Below are 26,191 nucleotides of genomic sequence, written 5' to 3'. Positions count from 1 at the left end.
CCCGCGGATCAGATCCCGAGGTTGCCCTCGAACGCAGCGGCCTCGAGGCGCGACTTGACCGCACCCAGGAAGCGGGCGGCGTCCGCACCGTCGATGACGCGGTGGTCGTACGACAGCGCCAGGTACACGTACGAACGGACCGAGATCGCGTCCTTGCCGTCGACGCTCACGACGCCGGGCCGCTTGACGACGACACCGGTGCCGAGGATCGCGGTCTGCGGAAGGAACACGACCGGCGTGTCGAACAGCGCACCGCGCGATCCGGTGTTGGTCAGCGTGAACGTGCCGCCCGCGAGCTCGTCCGGCTTCAGCTTGTTATCACGCGTCCGCGCGGCCAGGTCGGCGATCTCGTGCGCGATCTGCGCGAGGTTCTTCGTCGCGGCGTCACGGAGCACCGGCGTGAGCAGTCCGCGCTCGGTGTCGACGGCGATCGAGAGGTTCTCGGTGGCCGGGTAGACGATCTGGTCGCCGTCCACCGTGGAGTTGACCACGGGGTAGGCCTGCAGCGCCTCGGCCGCGGCCAGAGCGAAGAAGGGCAGGAACGACAGCTTGTCGCCGGTCTTGGAGAGGAAGTCGTTCTTCACCTTGTCGCGGAAGTTCGCGAGCTTGGTGACGTCGACCTCGACCACCGTCGTCAGCTGGGCCGTGGACTGCATCGACTCGACGGCGCGCTGGGCCAGCACCTTGCGCAGGCGCGACATCGGCTGCGTCGTGCCGCGCAGCGGCGAGACCTCGAGCGGAGCAGGTGCCGGAGCGGACTCCGCGGCGGCGGCTGCGGCGGGAGCGGAAGCGGCCTCCGCGGCCTTCAGCACATCCTCCTTGCGGATGCGGCCGCCGACGCCGGTGCCCTTCACCGAGGAGAGGTCGACACCCTGCTGCTGCGCGAGGCGCCGCACGAGCGGCGTGACGTACGTGACACCGTCCTCCTCGGCGACCAGGGCGGGAGCGGATGCGGCCGGAGCAGCCGGGGCCTGAGCCGGAGCAGCCGGGGCCTGAGCCGGAGCGGCCGGGGCCTGAGCCGGAGCGGCCGGGGCCTGCGCGGGAGCAGCCTGGGCGGGAGCCGCCTGCGCCTGGGCGGGAGCCGCCTGCGCCTGCGCCGGAGCCGGAGCCGGAGCCGGAGCGGCGGGCGCCGGCGCAGCCTCGGCCGGTGCCGCCTCGGCGGGCGCAGCGGTCTCGGCCGGAGCCGGAGCGGCGCCTGCCTCGCCGATGCGGGCGAGAGCGGAGCCCACGGCGATGGTCTCGTCCTCCTGCACGAGGATCTCCTGCAGCACGCCGGCGAAGGGCGAGGGGATCTCGGTGTCGACCTTGTCGGTGGAGATCTCGAGCAGCGGCTCGTCCACGGCGACCTCGTCGCCGACCTGCTTGAGCCAGCGGGTGACGGTCCCCTCGGTGACACTCTCGCCCAGCTCGGGGAGGACGACATCCTTGCCGCCGGCGGCGGGAGCGGCCGCGGGCGCCGGCGTTTCAGCGGCGGGGGCCGGCACGGCCGGCTGCGCGGCGGGTGCCGCCGTCTCGGCGGGCGCCGGTGCGGCCTCGGCCTGCGCGGCCTCGGGGGCGGGGGCTGCCTCGGCGGAACCGGAGCCGTCGCCGATCTTCGCCAGCACGGCGCCGACCTCGACGGTCTCGTCCTCCTGGACGAGGATCTCCTCGATGACGCCGCTGACCGGCGACGGGATCTCGGTGTCCACCTTGTCCGTGGAGATCTCGAGCAGGCCCTCGTCCGCCTGGACCGTGTCGCCGACGTTCTTGAGCCAGCGGGTGACCGTTCCCTCGGTCACGCTCTCACCGAGAGCGGGGAGGACCACGGATGTGCTCATGAGGATGTCTCCTTCTGAAGAAATATCGGATCTAGCTTAGTGATGGGGCGTGGCACGAAGGGTCACAGCGCGTGCAACGGCTTGCCCGCGAGCGCGAGGAACGCCTCGCCGAGGGCTTCCGACTGCGTCGGGTGCGCGTGGACGAAGGGGGCGATGTCTTCGGGGTGCGCCTCCCACCCCACGGCGAGCTGCCCTTCGGTGATCAGCTCGCCTACGCGGTCGCCGATGAGGTGCACGCCGAGGACCGGGCCCTCCTTCGCGCGCACCACCTTCACGACGCCGCCGGTGCCCAGGATCTCGCTCTTGCCGTTGCCGGCGAGGTTGTACTCGTACGAGACGATCCCCTCGGTGCCGTGGGCCTCGGCCGCCTGCGCCTCGGTGAGCCCCACCGAGGCGACCTCGGGGTGGCTGTACGTGACCTTCGGGATGTGCGAGTCGGGGATGACGACGGGGCTCAGCCCGGCGATCTCCTCGGCCACGAAGATGCCCTGCTGGAATCCGCGGTGGGCCAGCTGCAGCCCGGGCACGATGTCGCCGACCGCCCAGACGTGCGGCACGCCCGTGCGCAGCCGCTCGTCGGCGATCACGAAGCCGCGCTCGACGGTCACACCGGCTTCCTCGTACCCGAGCCCGGCCGTGGCGGGCCCACGGCCGACCGCGACGAGCAGGTAGTCGGCCGTGAACAACTTGCCGTCCTCGAGCGTGACGGTGACGGACTCGGCGGTCTGCGTCGCGCTCTGGAAGCGCACGCCGAGCGAGTACTGGATACCGCGGCGCCGGAACGCGCGCTCCAGCCCCTTGCTGAGGGCTACGTCCTCGTTGGGCACGAGGTGCTCGAGCGCCTCGACGATCGTCACGTCGGCGCCGAACGAGCGCCACACGCTGGCGAACTCGACGCCGATGACACCGCCGCCCAGGATCACGACGCTCCGGGGGATCTGGTCCAGCTCGAGCGCATGCTCGCTGGTGAGGATGCGTCCGCCGATCTCGAGGCCCGGCAGGGTCCGGCTGTACGAGCCGGTGGCGAGGATCACATCGGTCCCGCGGTAGAGGTCGTCACCCACGCGGACCGCGGGCCCTGCCTCGAGGCGCCCCTCCCCGCTGACGACGGTGATGCCGCGGGCCTTCACGAGCCCCTCGAGCCCCTTGAACTTCTTGGCGACGATGCCCTCGCGGTAGGAGCGGACCCCGGCCGGGTCGACGCCCTCGAACGTCGCACGGATGCCGATGGCCGAAGCATCCCGAGCGGTGTCGGCGACTTCAGCCGCGTGAAGGAGCGCCTTCGTCGGGATGCAGCCGCGGTGCAGGCACGTCCCGCCCACCTTGTCCTTCTCGATCAGCGCGACGCTCTGGCCGAGCTCCGCGGCACGCAGCGCCGCGGCGTACCCGCCGCTGCCACCGCCCAGAATGACGAGATCGAAGGTGTGGTCGGTCATCGTGCCTCCTCATCGAGGTCCGTCAGGACGAAGCGGAGCAGGCTGCGCACGGTCGCGGCAGTCGGTCCCTTGTCGGTGTAGCCGTACGGCGCGCCCTTGTGGGTCCCGCTGCCGGCGATGTCGAGGTGCACCCACGGGATGCGGGGGGCACCGTCCTCGTCGCCCGTCCGGCCGACGAAGTGACGCAGGAACAGTCCTGCGAAGAGCGAGCCGCCCGCGGGGTCGCCGATCTTGGCGTTCTGCAGATCGGCGATGGGGGAGTCGAGCTCCTCCACCATGTGGGCCGGGAGGGGCAGATGCCACGCGGGCTCGCCGGCCTCCGCGGCGGCGGCGAGATATCCGGCGACCGTCTCGTCGTCACCCATCACGCCAGTGTGGCGGGTGCCGAGTGCGATGAGGACCGCGCCGGTCAGCGTCGCGACGTCGACGATGACGTCGGGGTGCTCACGGCTCGCGGCGACGAGTCCGTCGGCCAGCACCAGGCGCCCCTCGGCATCGGTGTTCAGCACCTCCACCGTCGTGCCGTCGAGCATGCGCAGCACGTCGCCCGGGCGCGTGGCGCGACCGGACGGCATGTTGTCGGCGAGGCACAGCCAGGCGCTCACCTTGACCGGAGCCTGAACGGATGCCGCGGCACGGAGGACGGCCAGCACCGTTGCCGCGCCCGCCATGTCGTACTTCATCCCGACCATCGACGCCGCGGGCTTCAGCGAGAGCCCGCCGGTGTCGAAGGTGATGCCCTTGCCGACGAGCGCGACGTGCCGTGCGGCGCCCTCCGGGGCGTACTCGAGGTGCACCAGACGGGGCGGCCGGTCGGAGCCCTGGCCGACGCCGAGAATCCCGCCGAAGCCCTGCGCGCGCAGCGCCTCCTCATCGAGGATCTCGACGGTGACAGGCAGTCCTGACACCGACTCCGCGGCGCGCTCGGCGACATCGGCGGGACCGAGCCACTCGGCGGGGATGTTGACGAGATCCTTGACGAGGGCGACGGATGCCGCGGTCTCGACGACCAGCTGCAGCGCCGCGTCGTCGGGGTCGGCGCTGCCGTGGACGACGACGCGCGTCGCCCGCGACTTCGGCGCCTCGCTCTTGTATCCGTCGAAGCGGTAGCCGCCGAGCGCCGCCCCCTCCGCCAGCGCGGTCCACAGCGACGGATCGGCGAAGGGAGCCGCCAGGGCGACCGTGCCGAACCCGGTCAGGAGCCGGGCGGCGGTGCCGGCCGCATCGCGCAGGGTCGCGGCATCCGGCGCCGCCCCCGTCCCCACGACCGCCAGCGGCAGAGCCGTGCTCTCGGGGGCGTACACACGGGCGAACGACCCCGGAGCGAAGGTGAACCCGACACCGGAGAGCGCTTCGCGCAGGCCCGGCCACTCGGCCGCATCGGGGGCCCCTTCGCCCTCGAGCGGCGGGAGAGCCAGCACGATCGCGTCGGCGTCGGTCTCTCGGACAGGGGACGTGCGGTACTCGAGGTCGGGGAACGACATGGTCTCCATCCTAGGGACGACGAGGTGTTCGCTCTGAGCGCGACGGACGCGACCCGGCCCCCGGCGCGCGGCTCGTAGCATGGAGGCATGCCCTTTCCCGGCCCGCTGTTCGAGCGGGCGGCTTCCGCGCCGCCGGTGCCGCGCGGGCTGCCGCTCGTGATCGCCCTCACCGGCTTCACCGATGCCGGCAGCGCGGTGAGCCGCGTCATCGACTACTTCCGCGACGACCTCGGCCCGTCGCCGCTCGCGGTCTTCTCCAACGACGTGCTGCTGGACTACCGCGCCCGACGCCCCATCGTCTCGTTCGAGAAGGACCACCTGACCGACTACCGTCCACCGCGGCTGGAGCTGTCGTTCGCCCACGATGCCCTCGGCCAGCCGTTCCTGCTGCTCGCGGGCTACGAGCCGGACTTCGGCTGGGACGCGTTCGCCGAGGCCGTCCTCGACTTCGCGGACGCGTACGCCGTGTCGACCGTCACCTGGGTGCACGCCATCCCGATGCCGGTGCCGCACACGAGGCCGATCGGCACCACCGTCAGCGGCACACGCACCGAACTCACCGAGGCGCACTCGGTGTGGCAGCCGCACACTCAGGTGCCGGCGACGGCGGGGCACCTCCTCGAGTACCGGCTCGCCGCAGCCGGCGTGCGCATCGCGGGCTTCGTGCTGCTCATCCCGCACTACCTGGGCGATACCGAGTATCCGGCTGCGGCGCTGGCGGCACTGGACAGTCTCACCGTCGCGACCGGCCTCGTCTTCGCCGGGGAGGAGCTCCGCGACGAGAATCGCGAGTACCTCGAGAAGGTGACCGAGCAGATCGAGGGCAGCGACGAGCTCGCGCGGATGGTGCAGGGGCTCGAGGAACGGTATGACGCCTACATGGCCGGCTCGACCCTCGCGACGCCGATGGTGCACACCGGCGATCTGCCGAGCGCCGACGAGCTCGCGGCCGAACTGGAGCGATTCCTCGCGACGCGGCCGGGCGACGAAGACAAGCGCGGCTCCTGAGCGGTGCCCCGGCGCGTCGCCGGAATTCGGCGGGGGACCGGTGTGTTGACTCCTGGTGTGGAGGTGCGCCGGCCCGGGCGGGGCGATGCTGGCGGCGCACGGCAAGTATGAGATACTAGACGCTCTGACCCGTTGTCAACCATCTTCGTCAGCCCGGCTGTCTGAGATGCGGACTTGACAAGGGTCTTACTAGTGTCCGAAACCGACCGGCGATGCGCACGGCGCGTCGACCGGTGAAAGGCGAAACGTGACTCCAGGCACGAACACCAAGGCTCGCTCGGCCGCGAAGGACACCGAGACGGACGAGAAGACCCCCGCGACCACCAAGGCTCCGGCTGCGAAGACGGCCAAGGCGAAGGCCGCACCCAAGACCGCGTCCAAGCGCGCGAAGAAGTCCGACGACGAGTTCGAGGACGATGTCGAGGAGCTCGACAGCGACGTCGAACTCGACGGTGACGACCTCGACGAGGACGCCGCCGAGGGTGACGCGGCCGCCGGCGCCAAGGGCGCCAAGACGGTCACCGAGGAGACGGCCGCAGAGGGCGACGAGGAGGAGGACGAGGAGAGCACCAAGCCGGCGTTCACCGAGCCGCTCCCGACGGGCGCGATCGTCATCTCGTCCAGCGACGAGGACGACGTCCCGGTCTACTCGACACAGATCACCGGCGCCACGGCCGACCCGGTCAAGGACTACCTCAAGCAGATCGGCAAGGTGCCGCTCCTGAACGCGGCCGAAGAGGTCGAGCTCGCGATGCGCATCGAGGCGGGCCTGTTCGCCGAAGAGAAGCTGTCGCACATGTCGGCCGCCGAGAAGACCTCGCAGCTCGGACTGGACCTGCAGTGGGTCGCCCGTGACGGCCAGCGAGCGAAGAGCCACCTGCTGGGTGCCAACCTCCGGCTCGTGGTCTCGCTCGCCAAGCGCTACACCGGCCGCGGCATGCAGTTCCTGGATCTCATCCAGGAGGGCAACCTCGGTCTGATCCGCGCGGTGGAGAAGTTCGACTACACCAAGGGCTTCAAGTTCTCGACGTACGCGACGTGGTGGATCCGTCAGGCGATCACGCGCGCGATGGCCGACCAGGCGCGCACGATCCGCATCCCGGTCCACATGGTCGAGGTCATCAACAAGCTCGCCCGCGTGCAGCGTCAGATGCTCCAGGACCTGGGCCGTGAGCCCACGCCCGAAGAGCTCAGCCGCGAGCTCGACATGACCCCCGAGAAGGTCATCGAGGTGCAGAAGTACGGCCGCGAGCCGATCTCGCTGCACACTCCTCTCGGCGAGGACGGCGACAGCGAGTTCGGCGACCTCATCGAGGACACCGAGGCCGTGGTCCCGGCCGACGCGGTGGGCTTCACGATGCTGCAGCGTCAGCTCGAGTCGCTCCTCGACTCCCTCTCGGAGCGCGAGGCCGGCGTGATCCGCATGCGCTTCGGCCTCGGCGACGGTCAGCCCAAGACGCTCGACCAGATCGGCGACACGTTCGGGGTCACGCGCGAGCGGATCCGCCAGATCGAGTCGAAGACGATGGCGAAGCTGCGGCATCCCTCCCGGTCGCAGTCCCTCCGGGACTACCTCGAGTGAGCGAGGCGAACGCCGGCAAGGCGCTCACCGTCCAGGTCGAGGGCTCATCGTTCGCCCGCATCCCGATCCGCACGCGGGTCGTGATGCCGGGCGACGATCTCGACGAGTTCATCCGCGAGTACGCAGCGGATGCGGTGCGCGAGGGTGATCTGCTGTTCGTGACGGAGAAGATCGTCGCGATCACGCAGGGACGCTCATATCTTGTAGAGGACATCAAGCCGCGCAAGCTCGCGCTCTTCCTCTCGAAGTACGTCACGCGCACGCCCTACGGCATCGGCCTCGGCATGCCCGAGACGATGGAGATGGCGCTGCGCGAGTGCGGGACCATCCGCATCCTGTTCGCGGCCGCTGTGTCGGCCGTCACGAAGCTGTTCGGGCGCAAGGGCGACTTCTACCGCATCGCCGGCGACAAGGCGCGGGCGATCGACGGCCCGACCTCGGGGACCATCCCTCCCTACAACAAGGCGGTCGTGCTCGGTCCGGAGCGTCCGCGCGAGGTCGCCCAGCACGTCAAGTCGCTCCTCGGCGGCGTTCCCGACGTGGCCGTCGTCGACATCAACGACCTCGGCGGCAACATCCTCGGCTCGACCCTCGATAAAGAGGGGGAGAAGCGACTGGTCGCCATCCTCCGCGACAACCCGCTCGGTCAGGGACACCAGTCCACCCCGCTCGGTGTCGTCCGGGCGGTCTGAACCGCGACACGAACAAGGGCGCGGCATCCGTCAGGATGCCGCGCCCTTCCTGTTCACGTCGCCTCGTCGGCGATCCGCTCGAGCGCCCTGCAGCGACGTCAGAAGCCGATGGCGGCGCGGTAGCGGGGCTTGTGCCCGGTGCGGATGCCGGTGACGCTCGGCTTGTTCTCGTACACGCCCGCACCCCAGTTGCCCTCGACGAGCACCGGGCCGTCCGGGCTCACCACGATGTCCCACCCGACGTACTGCACCTGCGGCACGACCCGGGCCACCTGGTCCACGAAGGCCTTGACCTGGTCGACCATGGGCAGCTGGAAGTCGGCGATGACGAACCCACTGTCGGGGTGCTTCTCGTGCACGTGCCCGTGCGAGTCGTAGCCCGGGCCCACGGCGTGACCGTCCTCGTCGAGCATCGTGTAGAAGCCGCCGAACGTCATCTGATCGCTCACCGCACCGCGTCCGAATTTCTGCGCCATGGCCAGGATGTGCGTCTTCTGACCGTCGAAGAACGCGGTGACCCGCGTGGTGTTCACCGTGCCCGGGCAGACCGCGGCAAGGTCGGCGTGCTGGCGGATCACCTCTTCGATGAGCAGTTCGCCGCGGGCGAGCAGACCGCGGTGGAAGTCGACCCAGTCGCCGATGTCGCTCGCGTGGTAGCGGTGCACGCCCGTCCCCGCCTGGCCGACGGGCTCCTTCGTGACGATCGTGCCGTGCTTCTCGGCGAAGGCACGCACGGCGTCGGCGTTGCCCTCCTCGACCACCATCCATTCGCGGCGCAGGAAGTCGCTGAACGTGCGGTCGAACTCGACCTTGTCCTGGAACAGTCCGCGATAGTCGGGATGGTCGTACTTCTGGGAGAGCTCGTTCGACACCGGGTGGGTCATGTAGGTCGCCCGCTCGGCGCGATTCAGGATGGCGAAGTCGTAGTCGACGTAGTCCTGGAAGCCGACCTGCCGGAATCCCGCCGACCACAGCATGTCGACGACCACCGCGGGGGTCCACTTGCCGTGCGCGTGAGCGGTCTCCTTCGCGCGCTCGATCACGGAGCCCACGTCGATGCGACGGACCCGCCAGGCGAGATAGCGAAGACGGTTCGAGAGGGCGAGGCCCTGAGAAGGCATGCGTGCTCCGGGATCAGGTTCGGGGGACCTCGATAGTCTAGAGCCGTGAGTTCGTCGATCCCTGGGCACGCGGCATCCACCCCGGGGACCGGCCCTCGCAGCACGCCCGTCGCGCGCGTCTCGCGGGGCGCGCTGACCTCGAACGCGCGCGCCGCCCGTGCGCGCGGCATCCGCTCGTTCTCCCCAGAGGTGCTGGAAGCGGATGCCTGGGGCCACGGTGCTGCGCTCGCGCGAGAAGTTCTGGCCGCCGAGGGGTTCGCCGTCGTCGGGAATGCCGCAGCCGGTCTGCCCGCTCCGGAAGAGGCCGCGCTCGAGCCGGCCGAGCTGTTCGGGCTGCCGCCGGCCTCAGGAAGCCCTGCGCTGCGCCTCACGGGGACGGTGCTCTCGGTGAAGGATCTGCGTCGCGGCGAGGGCGTCTCGTACGGATACGCCTACCGGGCACCGGACGACACCCGCGTGGCTCTCGTGACCGGCGGTTACGCGCAGGGCGTGGTCCGCGCACTCGGCGGAGCGGCGGACGTCGTCATCGCGGGGGAGCGGCATCCGATCGTCGGGCGCGTCGCGATGGACGTGTGCGTCGTCGAGATCGGCGACGCGACGGTGACGCGCGGCGACGAGGTCGTCTTCCTCGGCGACCCCGGGCGCGGCGAGCCGGGTCTGGCCGAGTGGGTGCGCGCGACCGGCCTGGCCGCCGATGAGCTGGTCACGACCGTCGGCCTTCGGGCTCACCGCGAGGACGCGCCGTGAGCCCGCGCCTGCACATCGATCTCGGTGCGCTGAGGGCCAACATCGCGCGGGTGCGCGAGACTGTCGCACCCGCCGAGCTGATGCTCGTCGTGAAGGACGACGCCTATGGGCATGGCCTCGTGCCGGTCGTGCGCGCGGCGGCCGCGGACGGGGTGACGTGGTTCGGCGCGTTCGACGTCCGGACCGGGCGCGCGGTGCGCGCCGCTCTGGGCGGGGCTCCGCGCATCTTCTCGTGGATCGCCGCCTCGCGCGCCGACCTCGACGAGGCCATCGCCGCCGATATCGACCTCGGCATCGGCGACGCCGGCCTGCTCGAGGATCTCGCCGGTGCGGCACGCCATGCACGGACCCGCGCGCGCGTGCACCTGAAGATCGATACCGGGCTGCACCGCAACGGCGTGCGTCCGGAGGCGTGGGCGGCTTTCGTCGCACGGGCGGCGGCGCTGGAGGCCGACGGCCTGCTCGAGGTGGTCGGCGTGTGGAGCCACATCGCCGAAGCCTCCGACGAGGAGGACGACGACGCCCGCGCGGTGTTCGAGTGGGCGCTGCGCGCCGCGCATCTCGCGGGCCTCAAGCCGTCGCTCCGACATCTCGCGGCAAGTGCGGCGTCGTTCGCCCGGCGTGAGTTCCGCTACGACATGGTGCGGGTCGGCGCCTTCTGCTACGGCATCCGCTCGGCAGGAGGCCCCGACGCCCGGTCTCTGGGCCTCGTGCCTGCGGCGACGCTCGAGGCCGACGTCGTGGCGGTCGAGGGCGACGAGGTGCGACTCGGGATCGGCGCGCTGCACGGGCTTCCATCGTCACTCGCGGGACGAGCGGACGTGAGCACTCCCGGCGGAGCGCGACGGCTCGTGAGGGTCGGCGCGACCGAAGCCGTCGTGGCGGGATGGCCGGACGCCTCCGCGGGAGACGTCGTCGTGATCTACGGCGACGACGCGACCGGCGCGGCGTCGTCGACCGATCTCGCGGAGCTCATCGGCACGATCGGCGAGGAGATCGCCGTGCGCGTGTCGCCGCTCGTGCCCCGCATCTACGCGGGCGCGTGAGCGAAGCGGCCTACTCGGCCAGGCGTGCCGTCTCGTCGTGCCACGACGTGGCGATGGCGCGGAGCTTCTCTTCGTACTTGCGACCGTGGTGGGCGCAGAACAGGAGCTCGCTGCCGTTCACCTCGGCCGCGATGTAGGCCTGGGCGCCGCAGGAATCGCAGCGGTCCATCGCCGTGAGGCGGTACTCGAGGACAGCGGCATTCTCGGTCGGTGTCGATAGCGTGTTCATCTCGGTGCCTCCTCGTATACGTAGAACTCTGCTGCGGTCATGAAATACAACCACGCCTGGCTTTGCAGAATGCCCGGAACGCCTCACATTTCGCTGAGCGCGTACGGGCGTGCGGGCGACGCGTGTCTGATCAGGGGGTGTCGGGCGCCGCGATTACGATGAGAGATTGTGACCGCCGAGTACTCCGCCCATCATCTCCAGGTGCTCGAGGGACTCGAGGCCGTCCGCAAGCGTCCCGGCATGTACATCGGTTCGACCGACTCGCGCGGTCTGATGCACTGCCTCTGGGAGATCATCGACAACTCCGTCGACGAGGCCCTCGCGGGCCACGGGTCGCGGATCGACATCGTGCTTCACGCCGACGGCAGCGTCGAGGTGCGCGACCGCGCCCGCGGCATCCCGGTCGACATCGAGCCGCGCACCGGGCTGTCGGGCGTAGAAGTCGTCTTCACCAAACTGCACGCCGGCGGCAAGTTCGGCGGCGGCTCGTACGCCGCCTCGGGCGGTCTGCACGGCGTCGGCGCGTCCGTGGTCAACGCACTCTCGGAGCGGCTCGACGTCGAGGTCGACCGCGGCGGCAAGACCTGGGCCATGTCGTTCCACCGCGGCGAGCCCGGTGTCTTCTCCAACGGCAGCCCCGACTCGGCCTTCACCCCGTTCGAGGAGCGCAGCGAGCTGCGCGTGGCCGGTCGCGCCGCGAAGGGCGTGACGGGCACGCGCATCCGCTACTGGGCCGACCGCCAGATCTTCACGAAGGATGCCGCCTTCAACCTCCAGGAGCTGGAGCAGCGCGCGCGCCAGACCGCGTTCCTGGTCCCCGGGCTCGAGATCGTCATCCGGGACGAGCGACCCGGCTCCGAGAGCGGCGAGCCCGTCGAGACCAGCTACCGCTTCGACGGCGGCATCTCCGAGTTCGCCGACTTCCTCGCGCCCGACTCCGGCGTCACCGACACGTGGCGACTCGTGGGCTCCGGCTCGTTCACCGAGACCGTGCCGGTGCTGCAGGCCTCGGGCGCGATGGTGCCGACCGAGGTCGAGCGCGAATGCCACGTCGACATCGCCGTCCGCTGGGGCACCGGGTACGAGACCGTCTCGCGCTCGTTCGTCAACATCATCGCGACGCCGAAGGGCGGCACGCACCAGCAGGGCTTCGAGCAGGGCCTGATGAAGGTGCTGCGCGACCAGGTCACGCAGAATGCGCGCCGTCTGAAGGTGGGCAACGACAAGCTCGAGAAGGATGACATCCTCGCCGGCCTCACCGCGGTGCTCACGGTGCGTCTCCCCGAACCTCAGTTCGAGGGGCAGACCAAGGAGGTGCTGGGCACCCCTGCGGTGCGGCAGATCGTCTCGAACGTCGTCGCGCGCGAGCTGACCGCCCGCTTCACGTCGACCAAGCGGGACGACAAGGCCCAGACCTCGCTCCTGCTCGACAAGGTCGTCTCGGAGATGAAGGCGCGCATCTCCGCGCGCACCCACAAAGAGACCCAGCGCCGCAAGAACGCGCTCGAGTCCTCGTCCCTGCCCGCGAAGCTCGCCGACTGCCGCTCCAACGACGTGGGCGAGTCGGAGCTGTTCATCGTCGAGGGGGACTCCGCGCTCGGCACGGCGAAGCTGGCCCGCAACAGCGAGTTCCAGGCCCTGCTGCCGATCCGCGGAAAGATCCTCAACGTCCAGAAGGCGTCGATCAGCGACATGCTGTCGAACGCCGAGTGCGCGGCGATCATCCAGGTCATCGGCGCCGGGTCGGGTCGCTCGTTCGACCTGGACGCCGCGCGCTACGGCAAGATCATCCTGATGAGCGATGCCGACGTCGACGGCGCCCACATCCGCACGCTGCTGCTGACCCTCTTCTTCCGCTACATGCGCCCGCTCATCGACGAGGGCCGCGTTTTCGCCGCGGTGCCGCCCCTGCACCGCGTGGTCGTGATGAATCCCGGCTCGAAGCCCAACGACACCATCTACACCTACTCCGAGGCGGAGCTGCACGGCCTGCTGACGAAGCTCACGAAGGCCGGCAAGCGGTGGCAGGAGCCCGTCCAGCGCTACAAGGGCCTGGGCGAGATGGACGCGGATCAGCTGGCGACGACCACGATGGATCGCGCCGGTCGGACGCTGCGCCGCGTGCGGATGCAGGATGCCGAGGCCGCCGCATCCGTGTTCGAACTGCTGATGGGCAACGACGTCGCCCCCCGCAAGGAATTCATCATCGACTCCAGCGACCGCCTGGCCCGCGAGCGCATCGATGCTTGACGCGCGCCGCATCAATGCGAGCGAAGCCCGCGTTGATGCGGCGCGGGTCAAGGTTGAGCGAGCGAAGCGAGTCGAAACCTCGCCGTAGAGCCCGACAGCTCAGCGCACGCCGGTTCCGATGCCGCCGATCACACCGTCGAGCGGCGTACCCGAGGCATCGCGCTTGGCACCGGACGCGGGCAGGGTGCGCGTTCCGCCGTCGGTGCCGACGGCGCGAGGATCGGTGCCCACCCAGGCGGCGGTCAGCGCGTCTTCGCCCTTCAGCAACCGCTGCGCCCGCACGCCGCCGGTGGCGCGGCCCTTCGCGGGGAACTCGCTGAACAGCGACACCTTGGCGCTGCCGGCATCCGTGCCCGCGATGGCCGTCGTCGACCCCGCAATGGTCACCACCACCGCATCGAACTCGGACGGGCCGACCACGTCGAACGCGATCACCTGAGCGCCGTCGGCGAGCCGGATCCCCGCCATGCCTCCGGCCGACCGCCCCTGCGGCCGCACCGACGACGCGTCGAATCGCAGCAGCTGGGCGTCACTGGCGACGAAGACCAGTTCGGCGCCGTCGGATGCGGGCGCCGCTCCGACGACCTCATCGCCGTCGCGCAGCGCGATGATCTCGATGTCGTGCTTGGTGCCGAGCTCGCTCGCCGCGACGCGCTTGACGATGCCCTGGGCCGTGCCCAGCGCGATGGGCGGGGCGTCTGTCAGCGGAACGATCGCGACGACGTGCTCGCCGGCGCCGAGGCCCAGGTACTGGTCGGCCCGCGTGCCCGCGGCCAGCTGCACGGAGTTGGCCGGCACCGACGGAAGGTCGACGGGGGAGAAGCGGACGAGCCGGCCGCGGTTGGTGACCGCGCCGAGGTCGCCGCGCGTGGTCGCGTCGACGGATGAGCGGATCGCATCATGCTTGGCCCGGCGCGTCGGCGCCACGATGCCGCCGCCGGGAGCGTCGGCCACGAGCTCTGCGCGCACCATGCGGCCGGTGGCGGAGAGGAAGATGCGGCACGGCGCATCGGCGATCTGCAGGTCGGCAGCCACCGCGGCCGCGCGCGAGCGAGGCTGCACCGGACCGCCGTTGAGGAGCAGCGTGCGCCGCGGCGTGCCGAACGCCTCGGCCGCGGCATCCAGCTCCTTCGCCACCTGGCCGCGCAGCAGCGTGTCGCTCCCGAGCAGCTCTTCGAGCTGGGCGATCTCCTTCTGGAGGTTGTCGCGCTCGGTCTCGAGCTCGATCCGCGAGAACTTCGTCAGACGGCGCAGGCGCAGCTCGAGGATGTACTCGGCCTGGGGCTCGGACAGGTCGAAGACGCTCTGCAGGCGCGTGCGGGCCTGCTCGCCGTCGTCCGAGGTGCGGATGACCTGGATGACCTCGTCGATGTCGAGGATGGCGATGAGCAGGCCCTCGACCAGGTGCAGTCGCTCCTGGCGCCGGGCGAGCCGATAGCGGCTGCGGCGCGTCACGACGCTGATGCGGTGATCGAGGTAGACGCGCAGCAGCTCCCGCAGGCCGAGGGTCTGCGGCTGCCCTTCGACCAGCGCCACGTTGTTGATGCTGAACGAGTCCTCGAGCGGGGTCAGCCGGTACAGGTGCTCGAGGACCGCCTGCGGGTCGAAGCCGGTCTTGATGCCGATGACCAGGCGCAGGCCGTGGTGGCGGTCGGTGAGGTCCGTCACATCCGCGATGCCCTGCAGCTTCTTCGCGTTGACGGCGTCCTTGATCTTCTCGATCACGCGCTCGGGGCCCACCAGGTAGGGGAGCTCCGTCACGATGAGACCGGTCCGCCGCGGGCCCAGCGACTCGATCGCGACCTTGGCGCGGGTGCGGAAGCTGCCGCGGCCGTTGGTGTACGCGTCTTTGATGCCGTCGAGCCCGACGATGATGCCGCCTCCGGGGAGGTCAGGCCCCGGCACGAACTCCATCAGCTCCTCGACGGTCGCCTCGGGGTTCTGGAGGAGATGCGTCGCCGCGCCGACCACCTCGATGAGGTTGTGAGGCGCCATGTTGGTGGCCATGCCGACGGCGATGCCCGTCGTGCCGTTTACCAGCAGGTTCGGGAACGCGGCCGGCAGCACCTCGGGCTGCTGGAACTGGCCGTCGTAGTTGGGGATGAAGTCGACGACGTCCTCGTCGAGGTTCTCGGTGAGCGCGAGCGCCGGCGGCGCGAGGCGCGCCTCGGTGTACCGCGGCGCGGCGGGTCCGTCGTCGAGCGAGCCGAAGTTGCCGTGGCCGTCGACGAGCGGCACCCGCAGTGAGAACGGCTGCGCAAGTCGCACCAGCGCGTCGTAGATCGGGGCGTCGCCGTGGGGGTGGAGCTTACCCATCACCTCGCCGACGACGCGGGCGCTCTTGACGTGGCCCCGGTCGGGGCGCAGCCCCATGTCGGCCATCTGGAAGAGGATGCGCCGCTGCACCGGCTTGAGCCCGTCGCGGGCGTCGGGGAGCGCGCGCGAGTAGATCACCGAGTAGGCGTACTCGAGGAACGACGTCTGCATCTCGGAGGAGACGTCGACGTCCTCGATGCGTCCGTGATCGGCGGGTGAGGAGTCGGTGCGGGATGCGGGCATGTGACGATGAAGCCTCGGGTGACGGCGGGAGCAGGGGGCGCGGTCGCGGTGTGCGAGACTGGCCCCGATGACCCTCAGCCTACCGTCGGACCCGCCCCGCGCCCGGAGCCTGACCCGTGTCGTGACGGAGATGTCGCTGGCACTGGACGCCCGGTCGGAGTGGTTCGCCCCTGCCCGCAGCGCGATCGTGTGGGTGATCGACGGCCTCGGCGCGCACAACCTCTCGGCGCGTGCCGGGCACGCACGCTTCCTCTCGGAGGCACGGGCGAAGAAGGATGTCGCGCGGACGGTCTTCCCGTCGACGACGGCGGCCGCCCTGACGAGCCTCCTGACCGGCACGCCTCCGGGAGCGCACGGCATCGTCGGGTACCGGGTGCGCGTGCCCGGAACGGATGACGTCGTGAACCAGCTCCGCGGCTGGGAGACCGACGGGCTGCCACTATCGTTCCAGCGGGCCGAACCGCTGTCGGGAGCCCTCGGGCGCCCGTTCTTCGCCGTCTCGCGCAACGAGTACGCGCGCACGGGGTTCTCGTCGGCGACGCTCGGCGACGCGCAGTTCCACGGCGCGGACGGCCTCGACGATCGCGTGCGCCTCGCCGCAGACCTGGCGGCGCGGCATCCGGGCTCGCTCGTCTATCTCTACGCCCCCGAGCTGGACAGCATCGGCCACAAGCGCGGCTGGGAGTCGGACGAGTGGGTCGCAGCTCTCGAGCGCGTCGACGCCGCGGCCCGCGCCCTCGCCGCCGCCGCCGACCGCGGCACCGGTGTCGTGGTCACGTCAGATCACGGCATGGTCGACGTTCCGCGCCATCGGCATCTCCTGCTCGAGGAGGGCGACGCGCTGCTGGAGGGCGTGCGTCTGGTGGGCGGAGAACCGCGGATGCTGCACCTCTATGCCGAGCCCGGCCGCGCCGATGCGGTGCTGGAGCGCTGGCGCGAGAGCGAGGCATCCCGATCCTGGGTGCTCTCACGCGGCGAACTGGAGGCCTCGGGTCTCATCGGGCCGATCGGTGCAGACGTGCGGGAGCGTCTCGGCGATGTGATGGTCGCCGCCCGGGCGGGCATCGCCTACTACGACGACCGCGTGGACGACAAGGCGCCGCAGAAGATGATCGGTCAGCACGGATCACTCACCGACGAGGAGCGGGTGGTGCCGCTGATCCGCCTGGGCGCGTTCGCCTGACGCGGCCGCGTCACCCTCGACCCGGGCCGGCCGGCGGTCAGTCGTCGCTGCGGGCGCCGAAGACGATCTCGTCCCACGAAGGCATGGACGTGCGTCCCTTGCGACGGCCGGCCTCCGCGACGGCGGCGGGCGTGGGCGCCTGATAGTCGGATGCCGGGGGCTCTTCGTCGCCGCTCGACTCCTCATAGCCGGGCTCGAGGGCGTCGAACAGCGCCACTGGGGCGGACGAGCGGGGGGCGGCGGCGACCTCCTCGGCTCCGGGGAGCGGCTCTCGCTGACCGCGCCGGCGCCGCAGCGCCTCGAGCAGGTCGGCGGTCTCGGCCGACGTCACGACCGCCGGCTCATTGGCGCGCTTGATCGCGGCCTCCTGCACGGCGGGCGCCGCGGGCGCGGGCAGATCCGGCGTCTCCAGGTCGGCGTCGGGCAGGCGCCGCGGGCCGAACGCACCGCTGTCGAAGCGCGAGTCGTCTTTCGCCGGCGCCGTCTCGAGTGCGCGCAGGCGCGGGATCAGTCCCTCCGGGAGGGAGCCCTGGCGGGAGAGCTGGATCGCGTCGGAGTTGAGCGGAGACAGGGTGCTGCGCCGCGGGTCGAACCCCCAGCGCGCGTCGTGGCCGATGTCGTTGGAGGTGAACTCGAGCTTCACGGTCCAGCCGGTGGGCTCTTTCCAGCTCGTCCATCGCTCGCCCACCGCGCCCGCCTCGGCGAGCTTCGCGCGCACCGCGGCGCCGAACGTGCTGTGCCCGTCGCCGTCGAAGTCGCCGCCGAGCAGCACCGGCACCGCAAGCGCCTGGCCGACGATGTGCTCGCGCTCGGCGAGGACGGGACCCTCGAAGCGGACGATGTCTTCGACCCGGGCGCCGAGCAGTTCGGCGACCTCGCGCGCGGAGAGGCCGGAGCGGATGTGCGACTGGATCTCGCGCGGACTCGGGCGCGGGGTCTGCGCCTCGGCGTCGCGTTCACGACGTGCCTTGCGCAACTCGCCGCGCAGCACGTCGTCCACGTCCAGCGAGAACCTCTCGCCCGACTCGGTCGCCAGGATGAGCTTGTCGTCCTCGGTTCCGATGACCTTGAGCTGTTCCATGCGGAAGCCCCTCCGATCCTGCCTGTCCGCCCATGGTGTCACAGCGGATCGGGAGCGCCAGGAATATCCGGCGCGTGGCGCGAGTTTCACGCGAACGCACCGCACGGACCGCCATGGTTCGCATTTGCGAAAAGGGGAGCCGTCGTGCAAACTATCGCCGCCCGCAAGGGCGAGCGCAACCGCGATACCCGGAAGTTGAGATCTTCACGCATGGCCACCGATTACGACGCCCCCCGCAAGACCGAGGACGACAGCGAGTCGATCGAAGCGCTCAAGGAGCGCGTTCCCGACAAGCTCTCGGGCGCGGTCGACGTGGAGGACGCCGACAACCCGTCGGGCTTCGAGCTGCCCGGGGCCGACCTCTCGGACCTCGAGCTCGACGTCGTCGTTCTCCCCGCGCAGGAGGATGAGTTCACCTGTGCGAACTGCTTCCTCGTGAAGCACCGCTCCCAGCTCGACCACGAGTCGGCGGACGGACCTATCTGCTCGGAGTGCTCCGCCTGACCTGAGCGCGCCGCACGGCGGCGCACAGCCGATCCGGCGTCCGCGAGGAGATCACCCACGCGGTCGTCGGATCGTCGGCGTCTGTGACCGGGATGACGACGACACCGTCGATGCCGCCCCGGATCAGGTGCCACGAGCGCGGGTCGAGGCCCGCGCCGCGCGCGTGCCGGGCGTCGTCGCCCACGTGCGGCTCGGGAACGCCGAGGAACTCCACGCCGATGTGCGCGCGCCCCGCATGCAGCTCGCCGTCGCGCACCTCGACGACGGGTGCCGCCGCGATCATGAGGACGATCAGCAGGACGCCGACCACCGCGCCGACGACGAGGGCGACGGTGGTGTCGACGGGCGTGAGCACGAGAGCCGCCATCGGGGCAGCCAGTGCTGCCGCGACGAGGATCCAGAGGGACGGTCCCAATCGCTCGCGATACAGCCTCTCCGGACGGGTGGCGTTCGGGTCGCGGGAAGCCCCGGCGTGACGCGGTGAGTTCTGCATTACCCTCGTTGGGTGACTGAAACGGTGGACGTCCCCATTATCGCGCCCGACGTCCCGGTGTACGCCCACCCGGGCGATGCGGGAGCCGACCTGGTCGCCGCCGAGGCGGTGCGGCTGGAGCCGGGCGCCAGGGCTCTCGTCGGCACCGGCGTGCGCATCGCGCTGCCCGAAGGCCATGTCGCCTTCGTGGTTCCCCGGAGCGGTCTCGCGGCCAAGCACGGCATCACCGTCGTCAACTCCCCGGGCACGATCGACGCCGGCTACCGCGGCGAGATCAAGGTGATCCTGCTCAACACCGACCGCGAGCAGGCGCACGACATCTCCGTCGGCGACCGGATCGCCCAGCTGATCGTCATGCCCGTCCCGCGGGTCACCTTCCTCCCGGTGGAGTCTCTGCCCGACAGCGTCCGCGGCGAAGGCGGCTTCGGCTCCACGGGCTACCAGGGGGGCGCTGCGCAGCCGCCGGCGAACGCCGGCGAGTTCTCGCGGGAGACGTCCCGCGATCAAGACGAGAAGGACGGAGTCCTCGCATGACCGATGCCGCAGCTGCGGATGCACCCCGCAAGGCCGCCCCGGAGGACCGGGCCGCGACCGGTCCCTTCGACGAGTCCGAGGCCAATCCGGTCCGGCCGTACATCGATCTCGGCGGCATCAAGATCCTGCCGCGCGAAGGCCTGAACCTGCGCCTGGAGGTGGAGGAGCAGACCAAGCGCATCGTCGCGGTGGGTCTCGACTACGCCGATTCGACGCTGCAGGTGCAGCCGTTCGCCGCTCCCCGGACCGCCGGGCTGTGGGACGAGACCCGCGAGCAGATCCGCCAGCAGATCCGCCAGCAGGGCGGTCGCGTCGAGGAGCGCGAGGGCCCGCTCGGCCCGGAGCTCCTCGCCGAGGTGCCGGTCATCGCCGGACCGGACGGCGCGGCCGGCAAGCGCCTGGCACGCTTCGTCGGGGTGGACGGACCCCGCTGGTTCCTGCGCGGCGTGATCGGCGGTGCCGCCACCGCCGACGTCGAGGCCGCCGCCGCCGTGGAAGACCTCTTCCGCTCCATCGTGGTGGTGCGCGGCGGATCGCCGATGCCGCCGCGGGATCTGATTCCCCTCCGCATGCCCGCGACGCCGGGCACGGCGTGAGCGGCGCCGGGGGCCCCGACGACCTCACCCCGCCGCGTGCGGCGGGTGATGGGTCAGACGGCGGGACCACGGAGCCCGCCAGCCAGCCGGCATCCGCCTCCGACGTCCTGGGCGCCGCCCTCGGCGATGCGGCACGACGCGCGGGGCTCGACCCCGCCGAGGGCAGGAGCACCGGCCACGTGGTGTGGTCGGCGATGGGCGGCTGGCGCGGCATCCTGGAATCCGTCCTTCCCGGACTGGTGTTCCTGCTCACCTGGACGCTCACGTACGACCCCGATCCCGATGTGCGGGCGGGCAACCTCCCGCTGAGCCTCGGACTGTCGGTCGGCCTCGCGGCCGTCTTCACCGTGGTCCGTCTCATCCAGCGGCAGTCGGCCAGCGCGGCGATCGGCGGCCTCATCGCCGCGGCCGCGGCCGCCGGACTGTCGCTGTGGACCGGCAGGGGAGAGGACAGCTTCATCCCGGGCTTCCTCACCAATACGCTCTACGGCACCGCCTTCCTGGTCTCGGCGCTCGTCGGATGGCCCCTGATCGGGCTCGCCGTCGGCTTCCTCATGGGCGAGGGCACGGCCTGGCGCGCCGACAAGCGCAAGCGGCGCGTCTTCTTCTGGCTCTCCATCGCGTGGGCGTCGCTGTTCGCCCTGCGCCTGATCGTGCAGGTGCCGCTGTACTTCGCCGGCGACGTCACGGCGCTGGGGACGCTCAAGCTGATCATGGGCCTGCCGCTGTTCGCGCCGCTCGTCGCGGTCACGTGGCTCGCCGTGCGCGCGCTCTACCCTCGCTCGCCGAAGTGATACATTTATCTCGACATCAAGATAGTTTTCCGCCGCACCGTTAGGTCGTCCTCACTAGCCGAGCGATCACCCGCGGGGGAAGATGGGGATGCCGGACTCCGGCACGATCCCGCCGCCGACGAAGGAGACAGACGTGTCCACGGTTGACAGCTTCGGTGCCAAGAGCACCCTGACGGTCGGCAGCACCGACTACGAGATCTTCCGCATCGACACGGTCGCGGGCTACGAGAAGCTCCCGTTCAGCCTCAAGGTGCTGCTGGAGAACCTGCTCCGCACCGAGGACGGCGCGAACGTCACCAAGGAGCAGATCCAGGCGCTCGGCTCGTGGAACCCCGACGCCGAGCCCGACACCGAGATCCAGTTCACGCCGGCGCGCGTGGTCATGCAGGACTTCACCGGCGTCCCCTGCATCGTCGACCTCGCGACGATGCGCGAGGCGGTCACCGCGCTCGGCGGCGACCCGAGCCGGATCAACCCGCTCTCGCCGGCCGAGATGGTCATCGACCACTCCGTCATCGCCGACCTCTTCGGCCGCGAGGACGCCCTCGAGCGCAACGTCGAGATCGAGTACGAGCGCAACGGCGAGCGCTACCAGTTCCTCCGCTGGGGCCAGACGGCGTTCGACGACTTCAAGGTCGTCCCGCCGGGGACCGGCATCGTGCACCAGGTGAACATCGAGCACCTCGCCAAGGTCATCTACGACCGTGACGTGGAAGGCGTGCTCCGGGCCTACCCCGACACCTGCGTCGGCACCGACTCGCACACCACGATGGTCAACGGCCTCGGCGTGCTCGGCTGGGGCGTCGGCGGCATCGAGGCCGAGGCCGCGATGCTCGGCCAGCCGGTGTCGATGCTGATCCCGCGCGTGGTCGGCTTCAAGCTCACCGGCTCGATCCCCGCCGGCGTGACGGCGACCGACGTCGTGCTCACGATCACCGACATGCTGCGCAAGCACGGCGTCGTCGGCAAGTTCGTCGAGTTCTACGGCGAGGGCGTCGCCTCCGTGCCGCTCGCGAACCGCGCCACCATCGGCAACATGAGCCCCGAGTTCGGCTCGACCGCCGCGATGTTCCCGATCGACGACGTGACCCTCGACTACCTGCGCCTCACCGGCCGCGACGAGGAGGCCGTCGCCCTCGTCGAGGCGTACGCCAAGGAGCAGGCGCTGTGGCACGACCCCGCGCGCGAGCTCGTCTTCAGCGAGTACATGGAGCTCGACCTCTCCACCGTGGTCCCCTCGATCGCCGGTCCCAAGCGCCCGCAGGACCGCATCCTGCTCTCGGAGGCCAAGTCGCAGTTCGAGAAGGACATCGTGAACTACGCGACGCCCTCCACCTCGGACGACATCGTCGACCTCGAGTCGAAGCACTCGTTCCCGGCATCCGACCCGGGTCAGGTCCCCGGTGAAGAAGAGCCGACGACGCGCCCCGTGCACATCAACAGCGGCGCACCGGCATCGGCCTCGAAGCCTGTCAAGGTCACGACGCCCGACGGCGAGGCGTACATCCTCGACAACGGCGCGGTGACGCTCGCCGCGATCACGTCGTGCACCAACACGTCGAACCCGTCGGTCATGATCGCGGCGGGACTCCTCGCCAAGAAGGCCGTCGACAAGGGCCTCAAGCGCAAGCCGTGGGTCAAGACGACGCTCGGCCCGGGCTCGAAGGTCGTCACCGACTACTACGAGAAGTCGGGCCTCGACAAGGCGCTCGAGGGCCTGGACTTCTTCACGGTCGGCTACGGCTGCACGATCTGCATCGGCAACTCGGGTCCGCTGATCGAAGAGGTCTCGGCCGCGATCAACGACAACGACCTCGCGGTCACGGCGGTGCTCTCGGGCAACCGCAACTTCGAGGGCCGCATCAGCCCCGACGTGAAGATGAACTACCTCGCGTCGCCGCCGCTGGTCGTCGCGTACGCACTGGCCGGGTCGATGAACTTCGACTTCGAGACCGACGCCCTCGGCAAGGATCTCGACGGCAACGACGTGTTCCTGAAGGACATCTGGCCCTCGCCGGAAGAGGTCCAGCAGATCATCGACACGTCCATCTCGCGCGAGCAGTTCATCACGCAGTACGCGACGGTCTTCGAGGGCGACGAGCGCTGGAAGAACCTCCCGACGCCGACCGGTCCGGTCTTCGAATGGGACGACGACTCGACGTACGTCCGCAAGGCGCCGTACTTCGACGGCATGCAGATGGAGCTGACCCCGGTCGCCGACATCACCGGCGCCCGCGTCATGGCCACCCTCGGCGACTCGGTCACCACCGACCACATCTCGCCCGCGGGCAACATCAAGGCCGGCACCCCGGCCGCGCAGTACCTCACCGAGCACGGTGTCGCGCAGAAGGACTTCAACTCCTACGGCTCGCGCCGTGGCAACCACGAGGTCATGATCCGCGGCACGTTCGCGAACATCCGGCTCAAGAACGAGCTGGTCGCCGCGGTCAACGACGGCCAGATCGTCGAGGGCGGGTTCACGCGCGACTTCACCCAGGAGGGCGGCCCGCAGTCGTACATCTACGACGCGAGCCAGAACTACCAGGCGCAGGGCACCCCGCTCGTCGTCTTCGGCGGCAAGGAGTACGGCTCCGGCTCGTCGCGCGACTGGGCGGCCAAGGGCACGAGCCTGCTGGGCGTGAAGGCCGTGATCACCGAGAGCTTCGAGCGCATCCACCGCTCGAACCTCATCGGCATGGGCGTGGTCCCGCTGCAGTTCCCGGCCGGCGAGAGCTGGAAGTCGCTGGGCCTGGACGGTACCGAGGTCGTCTCGATCGCCGGGCTCGAGCAGCTCAACGAGGGCGTGACCCCGAAGACGGTCCGCGTCACCGCCGAGCCGAGCGAGTTCTCGCCCGCGGGCAAGCAGACGGTCGAGTTCGACGCGGTCGTCCGCATCGACACGCCCGGTGAGGCCGACTACTACCGCAACGGCGGCATCCTGCAGTACGTGCTGCGTTCGCTGGTCTGACAGCTGATTCACGGGGGACCGGATGCCGCGGCATCCGGTCCCTCGTTCATGCCCGGGTAGACTTGCAGAGCCCTTCCGGGGCCGGAAAGGAGCGGGGATGTCGCTGTTGTCGTCCATCGCCGGACCCCGTGACCTCGACGCGCTGAGTATCGATCAGCTCGAGCAGCTCGCGGACGAGGTCCGTGGCTTCCTCGTCGAGAACGTCGCACGCACCGGTGGTCACCTCGGACCGAACCTCGGTGTCGTGGAGCTCACGATCGCGCTGCACCGCGTGTTCGACTCGCCGAACGACCCCATGATCTTCGACACCGGGCATCAGTCGTACGTGCACAAGCTGCTCACGGGCCGCCAGGACTTCTCCCGCCTGCGCTCGCGCGGCGGGCTCGCCGGCTACCCGCAGCGGTCCGAGAGCGCGCACGACGTCGTCGAGTCCTCTCACGCCTCCAGCTCGCTCAGCTGGGCGGACGGCGTCTCACGCGCGCTCACCCGCACCGGCCGCAAGGACCGTCACGTCGTCGCCGTCGTCGGCGACGGCTCGCTGACCGGCGGCATGACGTGGGAGGCGCTCAACAACATCTCCGATGACAATGACCGCAACCTGGTCATCGTCGTCAACGACAACGGCCGGTCGTACGCTCCCACGATCGGCGGCATGGCGCGCTACCTGAACCGCGTGCGGACCGCGGACTCGTACCGCAACCTGCACCGCGGCTCCGACACGCTGTTCCGCAAGCTCGGACCGGCAGCCCGGGCCGTGTATCGCGGGGTCCGCGGCGGCACGCACGGGTTCCTGTCGCGCTTCACGAACAACGCCGCCCTGTACTCGAACCTCGACATCAAGTACCTCGGCCCGGTGGACGGCCACGATCTGCCGACGCTCATCGAGACACTCGAGCTGGCGAAGGAGTACGGCGCGCCCGTCATCGTCCACGCCATCACCGAGAAGGGCCGCGGCTACGCGCCCGCGCTGTCGGACGAGGCCGACCAGTTCCACGCGGTGGGCAAGATCGATCCGATCACCGGAGAGGCGCTGGGCTCTTCGGGGGGCCTCGCGTGGACCGATGTCTTCGCCGATGAGCTCGTGCACGTGGGCGACGCACGCGAGGACGTCATCGCCATGACCGCGGCGATGCTCCGGCCGACCGGCCTGCTCCCGTTCGCGCAGCGGTTCCCCGACCGGGTCTACGACGTGGGCATCGCCGAGCAGCACGCCGTCGCCTCGGCGGCCGGCCTCGCCTTCGGAGGTCTGCACCCCGTGGTCGCGATCTACGCGACGTTCATGAACCGGGCGTTCGACCAGGTGCTGATGGATGTCGCGCTCCACAAGGCCGGAGTCACCTTCGTGCTCGACCGCGCCGGCGTCACCGGGCCGGACGGACCGAGCCACCACGGCATCTGGGACCTCGCGATGCTGCAGATCGTGCCGCACATCCGGATCGCGGTGCCGCGCGACGAGGCGCGCCTGCGCGAGGCGCTGCAGGAGGCGGTGACCGTCGACGACGCGCCGACGGTGATCCGGTTCCCGAAGGGCGCAGTGAGCCCCGAGTTGCCCGCGGTCGACCGGCTGGCGGACGGCGTGGACGTGCTGGTCCGCTCCGAGGCGCAGGATGTGCTGCTCGTCGGCATCGGACCCATGGCGCACACGGCCGTCGACGTGGCGGAGCGCCTGCGGGCGCAGGGCATCGGCGCCACGGTGGTCGACCCCCGGTGGGTCGTGCCGGTGCAGCCGTCGATCATCGAGCTGGCGGCATCCCACCGTCTCGTCATCACCATCGAGGACGGCATCCGCGTGGGCGGCATCGGCACGCGCGTGCGCCAGGTCCTGCGCGAGGCCGGAGTCGACACCGCGGTGGACGAGCTGGGCGTGCCGGACGAGTTCATCGACCATGCGAGCCGTGAGCAGATCCTCGAGGACGCCGGGCTCACGCCCGCCAAGATCGCGCAGGACGTGGTGGCCCAGGTGCTCGGCACCCGCATCCCCGTGGCCCGGGGCGCGCAGACCACAGAGATCCCGACGATCCCCGATCTCGCACGCACCCGCGAGGAGCGCGGCTAGCCGAGTCCGCT

21 protein-coding genes are annotated in these 26,191 nt (G+C 70.5%); 13 read left to right on the top strand and 8 right to left on the bottom strand.

What is annotated here, in order from left to right:
• Positions 1-8 precede the first annotated feature (8 nt).
• From sucB to R8Z57_RS07285, 3 genes are all read right to left on the bottom strand, one after another.
• The gene (gene sucB / locus R8Z57_RS07295; RefSeq protein WP_318353108.1) at positions 9-1,817 is read right to left on the bottom strand and encodes a 2-oxoglutarate dehydrogenase, E2 component, dihydrolipoamide succinyltransferase; all 1,809 of its coding nucleotides are present in this window, start codon (positions 1,815-1,817) and stop codon (positions 9-11) included.
• Between the two features lie 62 nt (positions 1,818-1,879).
• A complete protein-coding gene (gene lpdA, locus R8Z57_RS07290) occupies positions 1,880-3,253 on the bottom strand; it encodes a dihydrolipoyl dehydrogenase (protein ID WP_318353107.1) in 1,374 nt (457 codons plus the stop codon).
• Complete coding sequence (locus R8Z57_RS07285) at positions 3,250-4,737, bottom strand: leucyl aminopeptidase (RefSeq protein WP_318353106.1); 1,488 nt, start codon at positions 4,735-4,737, stop codon at positions 3,250-3,252. Before R8Z57_RS07285 ends, lpdA begins: the two co-directional genes overlap by 4 nt.
• A gap of 87 nt (positions 4,738-4,824) precedes the next feature.
• Between R8Z57_RS07285 and R8Z57_RS07280 the strand changes: the two genes are divergently transcribed.
• From R8Z57_RS07280 to R8Z57_RS07270, 3 genes are all read left to right on the top strand, one after another.
• On the top strand, positions 4,825-5,745 hold the full coding sequence (locus tag R8Z57_RS07280; RefSeq protein WP_318353105.1) for a PAC2 family protein: 921 nt from the start codon (positions 4,825-4,827) through the stop codon (positions 5,743-5,745).
• A gap of 247 nt (positions 5,746-5,992) precedes the next feature.
• Entirely contained in the window at positions 5,993-7,327 is a 1,335-nt protein-coding gene (locus R8Z57_RS07275; protein ID WP_318353104.1) for an RNA polymerase sigma factor, read from the top strand.
• Positions 7,324-8,019, top strand: a complete 696-nt coding sequence (locus R8Z57_RS07270; RefSeq protein WP_318353103.1) for a coenzyme F420-0:L-glutamate ligase — start codon at positions 7,324-7,326, stop codon at positions 8,017-8,019. Before R8Z57_RS07275 ends, R8Z57_RS07270 begins: the two co-directional genes overlap by 4 nt.
• 98 nt (positions 8,020-8,117) lie before the next feature.
• Here R8Z57_RS07270 and R8Z57_RS07265 read toward each other — a convergent pair whose 3' ends face one another.
• On the bottom strand, positions 8,118-9,140 hold the full coding sequence (locus tag R8Z57_RS07265) for a sugar-transfer associated ATP-grasp domain-containing protein (RefSeq protein ID WP_318353102.1): 1,023 nt from the start codon (positions 9,138-9,140) through the stop codon (positions 8,118-8,120).
• A 45-nt stretch (positions 9,141-9,185) separates the two neighbouring features.
• Here R8Z57_RS07265 and R8Z57_RS07260 point away from each other — a divergent pair, with 45 nt between their 5' ends.
• Positions 9,186-9,887, top strand: coding sequence for an alanine racemase C-terminal domain-containing protein (locus tag R8Z57_RS07260; RefSeq protein WP_318353101.1), 702 nt, complete (start codon positions 9,186-9,188; stop codon positions 9,885-9,887).
• Positions 9,884-10,933 carry an alanine racemase gene (locus R8Z57_RS07255; protein ID WP_318353100.1) on the top strand — a complete coding sequence of 350 codons (1,050 nt, stop codon included), beginning with the start codon at positions 9,884-9,886 and terminating at the stop codon, positions 10,931-10,933. The genes R8Z57_RS07260 and R8Z57_RS07255 overlap by 4 nt, the downstream gene beginning before the upstream one ends.
• Before the next feature lie 10 nt (positions 10,934-10,943).
• On the opposite strand, the gene R8Z57_RS07250 is transcribed toward R8Z57_RS07255, so the two are convergent.
• Positions 10,944-11,162 carry a hypothetical protein gene (locus R8Z57_RS07250; protein WP_318353099.1) on the bottom strand — a complete coding sequence of 73 codons (219 nt, stop codon included), beginning with the start codon at positions 11,160-11,162 and terminating at the stop codon, positions 10,944-10,946.
• Positions 11,163-11,330: 168 nt separating this feature from the next.
• Here R8Z57_RS07250 and R8Z57_RS07245 point away from each other — a divergent pair, with 168 nt between their 5' ends.
• Positions 11,331-13,412, top strand: coding sequence for a DNA gyrase/topoisomerase IV subunit B (locus tag R8Z57_RS07245; protein WP_378723020.1), 2,082 nt, complete (start codon positions 11,331-11,333; stop codon positions 13,410-13,412).
• Positions 13,413-13,511: 99 nt separating this feature from the next.
• Here R8Z57_RS07245 and R8Z57_RS07240 read toward each other — a convergent pair whose 3' ends face one another.
• A complete protein-coding gene (locus R8Z57_RS07240; protein WP_318353098.1) occupies positions 13,512-15,971 on the bottom strand; it encodes a DNA topoisomerase IV subunit A in 2,460 nt (819 codons plus the stop codon).
• 67 nt (positions 15,972-16,038) lie between these two features.
• Here R8Z57_RS07240 and R8Z57_RS07235 point away from each other — a divergent pair, with 67 nt between their 5' ends.
• The gene (locus R8Z57_RS07235) at positions 16,039-17,154 is read left to right on the top strand and encodes an alkaline phosphatase family protein (RefSeq protein WP_318353097.1); all 1,116 of its coding nucleotides are present in this window, start codon (positions 16,039-16,041) and stop codon (positions 17,152-17,154) included.
• A 37-nt stretch (positions 17,155-17,191) separates the two neighbouring features.
• Here R8Z57_RS07235 and sepH read toward each other — a convergent pair whose 3' ends face one another.
• A complete protein-coding gene (gene sepH, locus R8Z57_RS07230) occupies positions 17,192-18,235 on the bottom strand; it encodes a septation protein SepH (RefSeq protein ID WP_318353096.1) in 1,044 nt (347 codons plus the stop codon).
• Between the two features lie 210 nt (positions 18,236-18,445).
• Between sepH and R8Z57_RS07225 the strand changes: the two genes are divergently transcribed.
• Positions 18,446-18,739, top strand: coding sequence for a DUF4193 domain-containing protein (locus R8Z57_RS07225; RefSeq protein ID WP_318353095.1), 294 nt, complete (start codon positions 18,446-18,448; stop codon positions 18,737-18,739).
• Here R8Z57_RS07225 and R8Z57_RS07220 read toward each other — a convergent pair.
• The gene (locus R8Z57_RS07220) at positions 18,714-19,232 is read right to left on the bottom strand and encodes a DUF3093 domain-containing protein (RefSeq protein WP_318353094.1); all 519 of its coding nucleotides are present in this window, start codon (positions 19,230-19,232) and stop codon (positions 18,714-18,716) included. The genes R8Z57_RS07225 and R8Z57_RS07220 overlap by 26 nt on opposite strands.
• Before the next feature lie 12 nt (positions 19,233-19,244).
• Between R8Z57_RS07220 and dut the strand changes: the two genes are divergently transcribed.
• The 5 genes from dut to dxs all read left to right on the top strand — a co-directional run bounded on the left by dut (position 19,245) and on the right by dxs (position 26,180).
• Positions 19,245-19,766, top strand: coding sequence for a dUTP diphosphatase (gene dut, locus R8Z57_RS07215; RefSeq protein WP_318353093.1), 522 nt, complete (start codon positions 19,245-19,247; stop codon positions 19,764-19,766).
• Complete coding sequence (locus R8Z57_RS07210; RefSeq protein ID WP_318353092.1) at positions 19,763-20,362, top strand: DUF3710 domain-containing protein; 600 nt, start codon at positions 19,763-19,765, stop codon at positions 20,360-20,362. The genes dut and R8Z57_RS07210 overlap by 4 nt, the downstream gene beginning before the upstream one ends.
• A 107-nt stretch (positions 20,363-20,469) precedes the next feature.
• A complete protein-coding gene (locus tag R8Z57_RS07205; protein ID WP_318353569.1) occupies positions 20,470-21,156 on the top strand; it encodes a DUF3159 domain-containing protein in 687 nt (228 codons plus the stop codon).
• 133 nt (positions 21,157-21,289) lie between these two features.
• Positions 21,290-24,124, top strand: coding sequence for an aconitate hydratase AcnA (gene acnA / locus R8Z57_RS07200; RefSeq protein WP_318353091.1), 2,835 nt, complete (start codon positions 21,290-21,292; stop codon positions 24,122-24,124).
• A 97-nt stretch (positions 24,125-24,221) separates the two neighbouring features.
• Positions 24,222-26,180, top strand: coding sequence for a 1-deoxy-D-xylulose-5-phosphate synthase (dxs, locus tag R8Z57_RS07195; RefSeq protein ID WP_318353090.1), 1,959 nt, complete (start codon positions 24,222-24,224; stop codon positions 26,178-26,180).
• Positions 26,181-26,191 lie beyond the last annotated feature (11 nt).

Source organism: Microbacterium sp. M3 (genome assembly GCF_033548675.1).
Classification (GTDB): Bacteria; Actinomycetota; Actinomycetes; order Actinomycetales; family Microbacteriaceae; genus Microbacterium; species Microbacterium arthrosphaerae.
This window is presented reverse-complemented; position numbering and strand designations above follow the sequence as displayed.